Source organism: Bradyrhizobium sp. cf659 (genome assembly GCF_900113725.1).
Taxonomy (GTDB): domain Bacteria; phylum Pseudomonadota; class Alphaproteobacteria; order Rhizobiales; family Xanthobacteraceae; genus Bradyrhizobium.
In genome coordinates this window covers 79,713-93,025 of record NZ_FOQJ01000017.1, presented here as the reverse complement: position 1 = coordinate 93,025, position 13,313 = coordinate 79,713, and the positions used below count along the sequence as shown (strand labels likewise).

General features: G+C 61.9%; 8 protein-coding genes. 3 read left to right on the top strand and 5 right to left on the bottom strand.

Features of this window, described 5'->3' with window-relative positions:
- Positions 1–132 precede the first annotated feature (132 nt).
- Positions 133–1,677: an acyl-CoA synthetase gene (locus tag BM118_RS38110; protein ID WP_092192890.1), complete on the top strand. Its 1,545-nt coding sequence runs from the start codon at positions 133–135 to the stop codon at positions 1,675–1,677.
- Positions 1,678–1,834: 157 nt separating this feature from the next.
- On the opposite strand, the gene glgX is transcribed toward BM118_RS38110, so the two are convergent.
- Positions 1,835–3,952, bottom strand: a complete 2,118-nt coding sequence (glgX, locus tag BM118_RS38105; protein ID WP_092192888.1) for a glycogen debranching protein GlgX — start codon at positions 3,950–3,952, stop codon at positions 1,835–1,837.
- Between the two features lie 187 nt (positions 3,953–4,139).
- Here glgX and BM118_RS38100 point away from each other — a divergent pair, with 187 nt between their 5' ends.
- Complete coding sequence (locus tag BM118_RS38100; RefSeq protein ID WP_092192886.1) at positions 4,140–4,544, top strand: YccF domain-containing protein; 405 nt, start codon at positions 4,140–4,142, stop codon at positions 4,542–4,544.
- 154 nt (positions 4,545–4,698) lie between these two features.
- Here BM118_RS38100 and BM118_RS38095 read toward each other — a convergent pair whose 3' ends face one another.
- Both BM118_RS38095 and BM118_RS38085 read right to left on the bottom strand, forming a co-directional pair.
- Positions 4,699–5,424 carry a hypothetical protein gene (locus tag BM118_RS38095; RefSeq protein WP_092192884.1) on the bottom strand — a complete coding sequence of 242 codons (726 nt, stop codon included), beginning with the start codon at positions 5,422–5,424 and terminating at the stop codon, positions 4,699–4,701.
- A gap of 1,248 nt (positions 5,425–6,672) precedes the next feature.
- A complete protein-coding gene (locus BM118_RS38085; protein ID WP_092192880.1) occupies positions 6,673–7,098 on the bottom strand; it encodes a CBS domain-containing protein in 426 nt (141 codons plus the stop codon).
- Between the two features lie 1,130 nt (positions 7,099–8,228).
- Here BM118_RS38085 and ppc point away from each other — a divergent pair.
- A complete protein-coding gene (ppc, locus tag BM118_RS38080; RefSeq protein ID WP_092192878.1) occupies positions 8,229–11,027 on the top strand; it encodes a phosphoenolpyruvate carboxylase in 2,799 nt (932 codons plus the stop codon).
- A gap of 71 nt (positions 11,028–11,098) precedes the next feature.
- Here ppc and BM118_RS38075 read toward each other — a convergent pair whose 3' ends face one another.
- The gene (locus tag BM118_RS38075; protein WP_092192876.1) at positions 11,099–12,265 is read right to left on the bottom strand and encodes an SMP-30/gluconolactonase/LRE family protein; all 1,167 of its coding nucleotides are present in this window, start codon (positions 12,263–12,265) and stop codon (positions 11,099–11,101) included.
- A gap of 113 nt (positions 12,266–12,378) precedes the next feature.
- Positions 12,379–13,293: an SDR family oxidoreductase gene (locus tag BM118_RS38070; protein ID WP_092192874.1), complete on the bottom strand. Its 915-nt coding sequence runs from the start codon at positions 13,291–13,293 to the stop codon at positions 12,379–12,381.
- Between the last annotated feature and the right edge of the window lie 20 nt (positions 13,294–13,313).

The following is a 13,313-nucleotide window of genomic DNA, read 5'->3' as shown; positions in this document are numbered from 1 at the left end:
GCAGGCCCGGAATCCATCGAGCCGCATTGTTTGCGGTGAAATGGATTCCGGGTTCGATGCTTCGCATCGCCCCGGAATGACGAGCTGAGCCGTGTTTAGGTTTCTCAACCGACGAAAGATCGGAAGACAACAATGAACGAAACATCCCAATTCCTCGGCATCGTCTCCGGCGAGCGCCGCCGTGCCCACGCCGAAGTCGCTGACCGTGCCGACCGCATCGCCGCCGGCCTCAGCAAGATCGGCGTCCGTCAAGGCGATTGCGTCTGCATGCTGATGCGCAACGACATTGCCTTCCTGGAGGCCGCCTATGCCGCGATGCGGCTCGGGGCCTATGGCGTGCCGATCAACTGGCACTTCAAGCCGGAAGAGATCAACTACATCCTCAACGATACCGGCACGTCCGTCCTGATCGGACATGCCGACATGCTGTACGCCCTGCGTGATGCGATTCCATCGGGCGTCACCGTGCTCAGCGTGCCGACGCCGCCGGAGATCCTGTCCGGTTACAAGATCGATCCGGATCATCTGGCGCCCCCGAACTTCGCGATCGAATTCGAGACATGGCTCGCGCAGCATCAGCCTTATGACGGCCCCGTCGTGCCGCAGCCGATGAACATGATCTACACGTCCGGCACGACCGGCCACCCCAAGGGCGTGCGGCGCAATGCGCCGACGCCGGAGCAAGCGGCTGCCGGTGAGCGCATGCGCGCGATGATCTACGGTCTGAAGCCCGGCGCTCGCGCGCTTTTGCCGGGCCCGCTTTATCATTCCGCGCCGAACTCGTTCGGCATCCGCGCCGGCAAGCTCGGCGGCGCACTGGTGCTGATGCCGCGCTTCGAGGCGGAAGAGTTTCTGGAGCTGATCGAACGATACAAGATCGACACCATCTTCATGGTGCCGACCATGTTCATCCGCCTGATGAAGCTGCCGGAACAGGTGCGCAAGAAGTACGACGTCTCCTCGCTGCGCCATATCATCCACGCGGCAGCGCCTTGCCCGGCCGACGTCAAGCGCGCCATGATCGAGTGGTGGGGGCCGGTGATCTACGAATTCTACGGCTCGACCGAATCCAGCGCGGTCACCTTCGCAACCTCGGAGGATGCGTTGAGGAAGCCCGGCACGGTCGGCAAGATCTCGCCCGGCGCCGAGCTGCGCTTCATCGGCGAGGACGGCCGCGTGCTGGGTGTGGGTGAGATCGGCGAGATCTATTCCCGCATGGCCGAACTGGCCGATTTCACCTACCACAACAAGCCGGAGAAGCGCGCCGAGATCGACCGCGACGGCTTCATTACCTCCGGCGATGTCGGCTATGTCGACGAAGACGGCTACGTCTTCATCTGCGACCGCAAGCGCGACATGGTGATATCAGGCGGCGTCAACATCTATCCGGCCGAGATCGAATCCGTGCTGCACGCCGTGCCCGGCGTGCATGATTGCGCCGTGTTCGGCATTCCCGACGCCGAGTTCGGCGAAGCGCTGATGGCCGTGGTCGAGCCGCAGGCCGGCATCACGCTCGAGGCCGCCGATGTCCGCGCGCGGCTCAAGACCTCGCTCGCCGACTACAAGGTGCCCAAGCACATCGAGATCCGCTCAGGGCTGCCGCGCGAAGATTCCGGCAAGATCTTCAAGCGCCGCCTGCGCGATCCCTATTGGGAGCAGGCGGGCCGGAAGATCTGACAGTTCGTAGCCGGGTGAGCGAAGCGATACCCGGGAAGGTGAGGGTAAAGTCCCGGATGTCGCTACGCTCATCCGGGCTACACGCAACAATCGACAAGGGGGCCGCTCCATCCGGGCTACCTGATGAGGGGCTTCGATAGACGGCACTGATCCGCCCCTAAGCCAGTTCCCCGCCAACGAACAGAAGGAACGATCTGCCCGGCACCTTGTAGAGACTATCGAAGTCAAACCGGGTGCTGGAGGTGCCGTCGGCGAGGTTGGTATCGAGCAGCAGCGACCAGCATGGACCGGCCGAGGTATGAGGCAGCTTGAAGTCCACCGGCCCCTCATAACTGTTGAGGATGATCAGCACGCTGTCGTCCTCGCCGTGGCGCGGGATCGCAGTCTTGCGCGCGCGGCCGTCGAGCACGGCGCCGAAGCATTTCAACCAGCCGCTCTCCCAGTCGGCGCTCGTCATTTCGCCGCCATTGGCACTGACCCAGACGACGTCGCGGATGTCGAGCTGCGCGTCGTGCGAGCCGGTCAGGAAGCGGCTGCGGCGCAGGATCGGGTAGTCGCGCCGGAGCTGGATCACGCGCTTGGTGAAGGCGAGCAGCTCTTGCGCGTCCTCGCCCATGCTCCAGTCGAACCAGGAGATGTCGCTGTCCTGGCAGTAGGCGTTGTTGTTGCCCTGCTGGGTGCGGCCGAATTCGTCGCCGCCGAGCAGCATCGGCGTGCCCTGCGAGAGCAGCAGCGTCGCCAGCATGTTGCGCTTCTGCCGCTGGCGCAGCGCGACGACGTCCTGGTTGTCGGTCGGCCCCTCGACGCCGCAATTCCAGGAGCGGTTGTTGGCATTGCCGTCGCGGTTGCCCTCGCCGTTGGCCTCGTTGTGCTTGTCGTTGTAGCTCGCCCAGTCGTTCAGTGTGAAACCGTCATGGGCGGTGATGAAGTTGACGCTGGCCCATGAACGCCGACCACCCCAGCGGTTGAAGATGTCGCCCGAGCCGAGCAGTCGCGTTGCGAGGGCGGACGGCGGCGCTTCGCCGCGCCAATAGTCACGTGCCGTGTCGCGAAACCTGTCGTTCCACTCCGCCCAGCCCGGCGGGAAGCCGCCGACCTGGTAGCCGCCGGGCCCGCAGTCCCAGGGCTCGGCGATCAGCTTGATGGTCGACAGCAGCGGATCCTGATCCATCGCCTTCAGAAATCCGCTCTGCTCGTCGAAACCGTAGACCTCGCGGGCGAGGATGGTGCCGAGATCGAAGCGGAAGCCGTCGATATGCATGTGCCCGGCCCAGTAGCGCAAGGAGTCCATCACCATCTGGATCACCCGCGGATGCGACAGGTTGACGGTGTTTCCGGTACCGGTGTCGTTGATGTAGTAGCGCCTCCTGTCCGGCAGCAGGCGATAATAGCTCGCATTGTCGATGCCCTTGAAGGACAGGGTCGGCCCGAGCTCGTTGCCTTCGGCGGTGTGGTTGTAGACGACGTCGAGGATCACCTCGAGCCCGGCGCCGTGCAGCTTCGACACCATCTCCTTGAATTCGCGCAGGCTGTTCGGCACGTCGGATGCGTAGCGCGGGTCCGGTGCGAAGAAGCCGATGGTGTTGTAGCCCCAGTAGTTCACCAGGCTCTTTTTCAGGAGATTGTCGTCGTTGATGAACGAGTGGACCGGCAACAGCTCGATCGAGGTCACGCCGAGCGAGGTCAGATGGTCGATCAGCTGCGGCGCGGCAAAGCCGGCATAGGTGCCGCGGAGAGTCTCCGGCACGTCGGGGTGCTTCCTGGTGAATCCCCTGACGTGGGTTTCGTAAACGATGGTCTCGTCCCAATGGACGTTCTGCCGCGCGGCTTCGGCCTGCCAGTCGAAATCCGGATCGACCACGACGCATTTGGGCATGAAGGGCGCGCTGTCGCGATCGTCGAAGGTGAGGTCGTCGCCTGTCTCCATCTTGTAGCCGAACACGGCCGGATTCCAGTTCAGGCTTCCGGCGTGCGCGCGGGCATAGGGATCGAGCAGGAGCTTGTTGGGATTGAAGCGATGACCGGCGTCGGGCTGATAGAGACCGTAGACACGATAGCCATAAAAGGTGCCGGGCCCGACGCCAGCGATGTATCCGTGGAAGACCTGGTCGGTATATTCCGGCAGCTCGAAGCGATGCGTCTCACGATCGCCGTCGAACAGGCAGACCTCGACCTTGGTGGCATTGGCGGAGAAGACCGCGAAGTTCGTGCCCTTGCCGCTCCAATGGGCGCCCAGAGGGTAAGGCAGACCTTCCTCGATGACGAAATCGGACATTTGATCCCCCAAGACCCCTGCGTCGCGGCGGCAACGTTACCGCTCTCCGAATATTTCAAGCGACTGGTCTATTCTGAGCGTTGCGTGCGTCAATTCGATGAACCGAAAGCCGGAGGTGTCTTCGCAGAGGTGGTTTTCGCGCCTATACGCGCCTATATGAGCGGGGTCATTGAACGCGGATAATCCCATGGCTCCCGTCTCCATCCTGCTCAACCTGCTCTGGATCCTCATCGGCGGCGCCTGGATGGCGTTCGGCTGGCTGGTGGCGTCCGTCATCATGGCCATCACTATCATCGGCCTGCCCTGGGCGCGTGCGGCGTTCAACATCGCCGTCTACACGTTGCTGCCATTCGGCTCGCGGGCGGTGCGCCGCGACGAGGTCAGCGGGATGAACGATATCGGCACCGGCCCGCTCGGGGTGATCGGCAACATCATCTGGTTCGTGCTGGCCGGCTGGTGGCTGGCGCTCGGCCATCTCGTGACCGCGCTGGTCCTCGCGGTCACCATCATCGGCATCCCCTTCGCCTGGGCCCATTTGAAGCTCGCGGGCATCGCGCTCTGGCCGATCGGAAAGGTGATCGTGCCGGCGTGAGGCGTGGACCGGGAAACGTCAGCCCAAGTCGGCTGAGCGGAAGTCGCCCGGGTTGGGGGGGGCAGCTTATGACTCCTGGACGGCCTGATGCGGTATCACCGCGGAGCTGGGCTTTCGATCCAAAGCAGACTTCCTCAAGTATGCATCTGGAGCTTCAGACTTCTGCCTTGGTCGAAGAGGCAGTGATCTTTATGTTGTCAAGAAGGCGCGAAAGAGTTTGGACCAGTCTATCTGAAAACAGCGCCGCGAGAGTGCAAGCAAATGCGACTCCAAATGGGCTTTCCACTTGAACCACGCCCGAGACCTGCGTCAACACGGTGCCTGTAGAACCCAGGAGAAGGAATAAGACCAGTAACCCGATCGCACCGCCAATCGGAAGTGTACAAACGAGCGAGATCAGCGTGGATAGCGTCCACATCTTCGGTTGCTCAGATACCGCGTCGTTTCGAAGTAGAACAAAGAATGACAAGCATGCGCCGAGGACGCCCGCCGCGAGACCTAGTTGAGCGGTGTTGGACCAACTCGAATTTCGATGGAAACATCGGGGGTCGCGCCCAAGGAAGCAATCGTCGAGCCCTAGGTGGTGATGCCGCTCGTCCCCGTAGTCCATGTCCTTCTTTTGCTTCGCGCGCCTATTGGTATTGTCTTTGATTGCCTCACGAATGGCAGCGACGTCGTCCGCAGTTCGATTCTGCGTCAGCTCGACGGCCGAGGCTTTGAGATTTGAATCGATTAATGCCAGATCAGAAATACGCCCGGAATTGATACTGATTGTTTGCACGATGTACGTAATAGCCAGCATAAAGAAGAACAGATTGATGGCTATCGATGAAAAGTAGAAGACGGCATTCCTAAACTCGATCCATTTGGGGGCGTGCATGTTGGCGCTCCAGACTGACCAAATAGGCAAGGTTACATCACGGCTATCTGAAGTTGTCGAGTCCGAGGGACCCGCTAGATGTTAGATCGTCTACGCCCGTCCAGCGGATGATTCGCTCACCCTCCTTCGTTCGGGTGAGCGCTCTTCGGGCGTATTTGGATTTTCTCCTCCGACTACATGGTTGGTTTGGCGAACAGGCTAACTACTGACAAGCTTACGTGCGGTTGCGGCTAAGGGCGTCACTTTGCTATGGCGGCGAGCAAAGAAGCCCGCCTCGCGGGCCGCCGAACACTATGACTGCCGCTTAACCTGCAGAGACCATCGTCCACTCCGCGAAATGGTGCGAAGTCCGCTTCTGGCCCATCACGTCGCTTCCGGCGGTGCCGCGCCATGTCTGAAGTTGAGGGTTGATCGGACATGGCCAGTTGCCAGCCAAATCGGCGCTTTTGACCCAAAGCCGACTTTGCGCTGGAGGTCTCGGCAGCTATGATGTCAACCGGTGAAGATAACATCTGACACAGCAACGAGGGTCTGTCGTCGATGAGGTTAATGTGTGTGGTTCTGTTGCTTGCCTTGATGCAGTCCGCAGGTGCGCAGCAGCAAAGCTCGAAGATGACTTTGCGTTGCCAAGGAACGAGTAGGTTAGCGGTTACATCCGGAGCAGAGTTGGAATTCGCGCCCGTCACCAATCTCAGCATCATTGTGAGCGGGGACGATCAAACGGTGTCGTTCCTCGATAACGTCGTACCGATCACGAAGGTCACCCCCTTGCTAGTCGGATTCAGCAGTCAGTACGCGAATGGGAGGCCGAACGTTTCCGGCCGAATTGATCGGCTTACCGAGAGCGTCGAAATCGATTGGATTCACGAGAACGTCGGCGATAACGCCCATTGGGAGCTTACGTGTCGTCCCGCCGGTCCCTTTTCTGATTGGCCCCAACCCCAACTTTGATCGCCTACGGGCGGGATGATGCTCCAACGCAGCGTAAATGCCATTGGCCAAGTCGCCTGTTGGCCCATCTCGACAAATATGGGAGGTCTTGCTGATGTCTCCTATCGAAGGCAGAGCCGACTTGATTTGCTCACCGCAAGTATTACGGCTCGTGACCCTGAGCGGACTCTATGAAGCCCCGCCCGAGCAGGGCTACACTCAACTTCGATTGCAGGAAACAAGGCGATTTCTTCGCGATTAACCATCACCAAAAGCGGAAAACATCAGAAGCGTGATCGGCGCGATAGTCGATCCGCATTAGCGGTGAATAAATTGTACCAACTGGTCAATGACGAATTCTTGTTTACTGATTATGCTTTTTACCAAATCTCCAATCGATACAATTCCGATCAATTTGCCCTGATCAATAACGGGAAGGTGGCGAACTCTCTTCTCAGTCATAACGGCCATGCATTCTTCCACAGTTTGATCAAGGTGAGCGTATAAAACCTTCGCCTCCATAATGTCACGGACACGAGTTGTAGGGGATGCACGTCCTTTCAAAAACACGTTCCGTGCGTAATGTCGTTCGGTAATGATGCCAATGGGGTTTCCGTCCTCGATTACAACTAAAGAACCAGCATTCCGGTCAGCCATCTTTTGTATGGCCTCAAGGACAGTGTTGTCCGGGCCAATTGTAAAAACATCATGCCCTTTTTCATTGAGTAACTGGCGGACCGTCATCGAAATTCTCCGCCCTTCGAAAAGCGTCGTTTCCCAGTAGGCCGCCTATTGGTTTGACTCGCACAGACGCTTGAACACCGTGCCGCGTTAAACTATGCGCGCCATGCGAAAACTAAATTACTACTAATGGCTAAGTCTGATTTGATCTACGTCAAAGCGCGGGCATTCGGCTGCGACGACCCGCTGGACAAATTTGGCTTGCAGACTATGCCAATGGCTGCTCTTGGCCCAAAGACGAACAGAGGAGCGACCGTCGGTGAGTTCGCTCTTTGTGGCGGAGCGGACATCAGTTCTGCGTACGGCATTGCGGTGCTCAGTCGTTGCCACGGATCCGATGTTTTGCACTGCCGTCGGGCAAAACACGCCATATGCAGGTCAAGCGACCGTCTCTCAAATATTCTGATTGACCGAATTCGTTGCTTCGGTTAAACAGCATTCATCCCGGCCTGTCAAAAGGGACGTTTCGCGATCGTCACGATACGTAGGCTGGGATGCGATGGACGCGGTAGCGCCGGCGCGTGACGGGGTGGCAGGGCGGGCAATCCCCGTGAGCCATCGCGATCCGCGAACGACACGGCGCGGTCACAGCGTTTCTTTTCGGCATTGGGGGCGAGCACGCGCGAGCCTCCGATGGCTCGGGGAGGAACGTTCGCGGACGGCAAAAGCGTGTGGTCCTGACGCCCGGGGTCTGTGCGTCAAGGCTTGCGGTGATGTGGCGGCCGACCGGCGCGCGCATCGATCAATCGCAGGGCGACGGGGGCAATAGTGCATCGCTCCCCGGGGAGAGCGCGCCATAAGCCGTAAGACCATTGCGCAGGGAAGGCCGGATGTCCCGGCGTCACCTGTGGTCGTCCCGCGTGCGTCTTCTCGCGTGCGGACCTTGGGTGCCAGCCGGCGCCCGGCCTTCCCTGCGCCCTCTCGTCTCGATGAGGGTGAAACGGTCAGCAAAGCTCGGGCGCTCGCGCCGCGAGATCGAAAAGATGTGTCCGCGCCGACCAGCAAGACGTAGTCCCGCCCGAGACCGGCGATGTTTGCCGCGCCGCCCCCAACTTCACCTTGCGCTGCGGCAAAAAACTTGCACACTCGGCTGAGCCGGGCAGTCAAGCGAGCTCGAACCAGGGGAGCGAGCCATGTCCCTCCAGACATTACCACCCGACGCCGCCGATCAGCGCCCCAATCGCCCGGAGGACGTCCAGGCGCTGGAGGCGGACGCCCGGCTGCGGGACGACATTCGCCTGCTCGGGCGCATCCTGGGCGACACGGTGCGCGACCAGGAGGGCGCCGACTTGTTCGACCTGGTCGAGCGCATCCGCCAGACCTCGATCCGGTTCCACCGCGACGAGGACCGGCTCGCCCGCCGCGAGCTCGAGCAGATCCTCGACAGCATGTCGACCTCCGAGACGGTGCGGATCGTCCGCGCCTTCAGCTATTTCTCCCATCTCGCCAACATCGCCGAGGACCAGAACAACATCCGCCAGATGCGCGCCCGTACCGCAGCCAAGAATGGCGGCTCCGGCGTGCTGGCGGACACGCTGGCCCATGCCAAGGCCGCGGGCATCGGCCCCGATGCCTTGCGCAACTTCTTCAAGACCGCGCTCGTCAGCCCGGTCCTGACCGCGCACCCGACCGAGGTCCGCCGCAAGAGCACCATGGACCGCGAGATGGAGGTCGCAGCCTTGCTCGACCGCCGCGAGCGCGTCGCGCTGACCGCTGACGAGGCCGCCGCCAGCGACGAGCAGCTCCGCCGCGAGGTGCTGACGCTGTGGCAGACCAATCTCTTGCGCCGGACCAAGCTCACCGTGCTCGACGAGGTCGCCAACGGCCTGTCCTTCTACGACTACACCTTCCTGCGCGAGGTGCCGCGGCTGGTGAACGTGCTGGAGGACCGGCTGGAGGAGGGCGGCGAGCAGGCGGCCGGCGAGCTCGCCTCGTTCCTGCGCATGGGCAGCTGGATCGGCGGCGACCGCGACGGCAATCCCTTCGTCACCGCCGACGTGATGCGCGGCACGCTGCGGCTGCAGTCGAGCCGGGTGATGCAGTTCTATCTGAACGAGCTGCACGTGCTCGGCGCCGAGCTGTCGATCGCGGCCCATCTCGCCGACGTCTCCGAGGAGCTGCGCACGCTGGCGGAGCGCTCGCCCGATACGTCGCCGCACCGGAGCGGCGAACCGTATCGCCTCGCGGTCTCCGGCATCTACGCGCGGCTGACCGCAACGGCGGAAAAGATCGAGGTCGAGATCACGCGCCGGCCGGTCGGCAAGGGCGCGCCGTACGAGAGCGTCAGGGAGCTGCAAGCCGATCTCGACGTGCTGCACCGCTCGCTGATCTCCAACAACGCCCGCGTCATCGCCCGCGGCCGGCTGCGGCTGCTGCGCCGCGCGGTGGACTGCTTCGGCTTCCATCTGGCGCGGCTCGACATCCGCCAGAACTCGGCCGTGCATGAACGCACCATCGCCGAGCTGATGGACGCCGCCAACCCCGGCATGTCCTATCTTGCGCTCGGCGAGGACGCGCGCATCTCGCTGCTCACCAACGAATTGCGCAGCACGCGCGCGCTGGTGTCCCCGTTCGTCAAGTACAGCGACGAGACCATGGGCGAGCTCAACGTCTTCCATGCCGCCGCGGAGGCGCATGCGAAGTTCGGCTCGGACGCGATCCCCCAATGCATCATCTCGATGTGCAAGGGCATGTCCGACATGCTCGAGGTCGCCGTGCTGCTCAAGGAGGTGGGCCTGGTCCATCCCTCCGGGCGCAGCGCCATCAACATCGTGCCGCTGTTCGAGACCATCGAGGATTTGCAGGCGTCAAGCGGCATCATGGACCGCATGCTGTCGCTGCACGATTACCGCCGCCTGGTCGACAGCCGCGGCAGCGTGCAGGAGGTCATGCTCGGCTATTCCGACAGCAACAAGGACGGCGGCTTCGTCACCTCGGGCTGGGAGCTCTACAAGGCCGAGATCAACCTCGTCGACGTGTTCGAGCGCCATCACGTGCGCCTGCGCCTGTTCCACGGCCGCGGCGGCTCGGTCGGCCGCGGCGGCGGGCCGAGCTACGACGCCATCATCGCGCAGCCCGGCGGCGCGGTGAACGGCCAGATCCGCATCACCGAGCAGGGCGAGATCATCTCGTCGAAATATTCCAACGCCGAAGTCGGGCGCAACAATCTGGAGATCCTGGCCGCCGCGACGCTCGAAGCAAGCCTCTTGCATCCGCGCCAGAGCGCGCCGCGCCGCGAATATCTGACCGCGATGGACGAGCTCTCAAGTCTCGCCTTTAGGGCTTATCGCGGCCTCGTCTACGAGACCGACGGTTTTGTCGATTACTTCTGGGCCTCGACCGTCATCAACGAGATCGCGACGCTGAACATCGGCAGCCGCCCGGCCTCGCGCAAGAAGACCCGCGCGATCGAGGACCTTCGCGCCATTCCCTGGGTGTTCTCCTGGGCGCAGTGCCGCCTGATGCTGCCGGGCTGGTACGGCTTTGGCAGCGCGGTCGAGCAGTGGATCACTGATCATCCCGACAAGGGCATGCCGTTCCTCAAGGAGCTCTACAAGGAATGGCCGTTCTTCCGCATGCTCCTGTCCAACATGGACATGGTGCTCGCCAAAAGCTCGATCGCGATCGCCTCGCGCTATGCCGAGCTGGTGCCGGATGAAGCCTTGCGCGAAAAGATCTTCGGCCGCATCCGCCGCGAATGGCATTCCTGTATCGAGACGCTTCTGGACATCATGGGCCAGGACCGGCTGCTGCAAGGCAACCCGCTGCTGGAGCGTTCGGTCCGCCACCGCTTTCCGTATCTCGACCCGCTCAACCACGTGCAGGTCGAGCTGCTGAAAGAGCACCGCGCGCAGAACCCGGACGAGCAGGTGCTGCGCGGGATTCAGCTGACCATCAACGGCATCTCGGCGGGCTTGCGGAATACTGGTTAGCAACGCGGCGTCTTCTCGCCTCGTTGCTAACGTGGGTGGCCGGGGCAAGCCCGGCCGTGACGCCGCAGCTATCAGGGCTTCATTGCGCCTTGTACACTGGTGTAAACGGCATAGAGTGACGACGAGCCACAGATATAAAGTCTGTTTCGCTGCTGCCCGCCGAAGCTCAGGTTGGCGACGGTTTCTGGGATGTGAATTTTGCCAAGCAGTTGGCCGTTGGCCGTATAGCAGCGCACGCCGTCTTCGTTCGGATCGCCCCAGCCCACAGAACACCAGACCCGTCCCTCGGTGTCACAGCGGACGCCGTCGGTAATGCTCGGCTTTGGCATCTCTGCGAAGACTTTGCTGTTCGACACCTTCCCCGCCGCCACATCGAGGTCGAATACGCGGATATGGGATGGGTTGTCTGGTCCGTCCGTGAATCCGGTGTCGCAGATATAGAGCTTCTTTTCGTCGGGTGAGATGGCGAGTCCATTGGGCTCCACGAAGTCGTCGACGACGACCTTGATGTCGCCGGTCTTCGGGTCGACGCGGTAGACGTTCTTTTTCTCCTGCTCGGGGTCCGCCTTGACGCCCTCGTAGAAGCCGCCGATGCCGTAGGCCGGATCGGTGAACCAGATCGCGCCATCGGCGGTGACGACCGCATCGTTCGGCGAGTTCAGTCGCTTGCCATTGAATTTGTCGGCAATGATGGTGATCGAGCCGTCGAGTTCGGTGCGCGTCACACGCCGCCCGCTATGCTCGCACGTGATCAGGCGTCCTTCGCGATCGATCGTGTTGCCGTTCGAGTTCATCGAGGGTTGACGGTAGACGCTGGTATGACCGTCATCCTCCGAGAAGCGCATAATGCGATTGTTGGGGATGTCGCTGAACAGCAGATATCGTCCGGCTGCAAAATACACGGGACCTTCGGCCCAACGGAAGCCGGTTGCAACACGCTCGACCGCCATGGTGCCGGCGAAGGCCGGGAAGTCGGCAGGCCCGAACGTTGGCGGCCCCTTCTTGGCGGATTCCAGACGGGAGTCTGGGTAGCGGCTGCCGGGAAGTGGTCCCAAGGGCAATGGGGCCGTCGATATCGTCGGAGTGCCGGTCTGGCCCAATGGCGCGACGGAGGCTGCCAGGGTTGCGCTCATAGTAACGCCGGTCGCGGCTACCGCCGCTGCCGCGCCCTTCAAGAGGGTGCGGCGCCCGAGGCAGGGCTCATCAGTACCGGTAGAAATGGTCAGTGATTTTGTCATAGTCGCCTCCCATTTTTTGTGGAAGGAAACCATTCGCCCGCAATCGGGCGTAATGCGGGCGATCTCCGGTCAGACAATCGGAGATCGCAGCGCAACAATGACTGGGAATTCGATTACACGGGATCCCAGGGGAAGATGTCGGCGGAGCGGTCGAGCTTGTAGAACGAGCCCTTCAGCGCCGGCATGCCGTGTTCGGCGATCGATTGCGGCGTCCAGCCTTCGCTCCGGTGCACCGAGCGCAGCGGGCGGTTCTGGCTGAACAGGAACAGCTCGTTCATGCGCGCGCCGAAGATTTGCCCGGTGACGTCCTTGGCGGCATCGGAGAGCAGATAGGCGCAGACCGGCGCGATCTTCTCCGGTCCCATCTGCTTGATCTTCTCGACGCGTGCCTTCTCGGCCTCGGTCTCGGTCGGGATGGTGCCGATCATGCGGGTCCAGGCGAACGGCGAGACGCAGTTGGAGCGGACGTTGAAGCGGCCCATGTCGAGCGCGATCGACTTCGACAGGCCGACGATGCCGAGCTTGGCGGCGGCGTAATTGGCCTGGCCAAAATTGCCGATCAGGCCCGAGGTCGAGGTGAAGTGCACGAAGGAGCCGCTCTCTTGTTCGCGGAAAATCCGCGCCGCGGCGTGGCTGACGTAGAACGAGCCCATCAAATGCACCTTGATGACGGCCTCGAAGGCTTCCACGCTCATCTTGTGGAAGATCATGTCGCGCAAGATGCCGGCGTTGTTGACGACGCCGTCGAGCCGGCCGAAATGATCGGTCGCGGTCTTCACGATCTTGCTGGCAGGGATCGCTTCCGCCACGGACTCGAAATTGGCAACCGCCGTGCCGCCGCGCTTCTTGATCTCCTCGACCACCTCCTCGGCGGGAGAAGCGCTCGAGCCGGCGCCGTCGGCGGCGACACCGGGATCGTTGACGACGACCTTGGCGCCTTCCGCCGCGCAGAGCAGCGCGATCTCCCGCCCGATGCCGCGGCCTGCGCCGGTGACGATGATGACCTTGTCTTGTAGTGATTTTGTCATGTGGGTTCTCCGCTATGCGT

What these genes read in the sequence shown, in the direction of transcription:
- BM118_RS38075 (WP_092192876.1), bottom strand. Translation starts at nt 12,265, where the DNA reads ATGACAAAATCACTGACCATTTCTACCGGTACTGATGAGCCCTGCCTC.
- BM118_RS38110 (WP_092192890.1), top strand. Translation starts at nt 133, where the DNA reads ATGAACGAAACATCCCAATTCCTCGGCATCGTCTCCGGCGAGCGCCGC.
- BM118_RS38095 (WP_092192884.1), bottom strand. Translation starts at nt 5,424, where the DNA reads ATGCACGCCCCCAAATGGATCGAGTTTAGGAATGCCGTCTTCTACTTT.
- BM118_RS38070 (WP_092192874.1), bottom strand. Translation starts at nt 13,293, where the DNA reads ATGACAAAATCACTACAAGACAAGGTCATCATCGTCACCGGCGCAGGC.
- ppc (WP_092192878.1), top strand. Translation starts at nt 8,229, where the DNA reads ATGTCCCTCCAGACATTACCACCCGACGCCGCCGATCAGCGCCCCAAT.
- BM118_RS38100 (WP_092192886.1), top strand. Translation starts at nt 4,140, where the DNA reads ATGGCTCCCGTCTCCATCCTGCTCAACCTGCTCTGGATCCTCATCGGC.
- glgX (WP_092192888.1), bottom strand. Translation starts at nt 3,952, where the DNA reads ATGTCCGATTTCGTCATCGAGGAAGGTCTGCCTTACCCTCTGGGCGCC.
- BM118_RS38085 (WP_092192880.1), bottom strand. Translation starts at nt 7,098, where the DNA reads ATGACGGTCCGCCAGTTACTCAATGAAAAAGGGCATGATGTTTTTACA.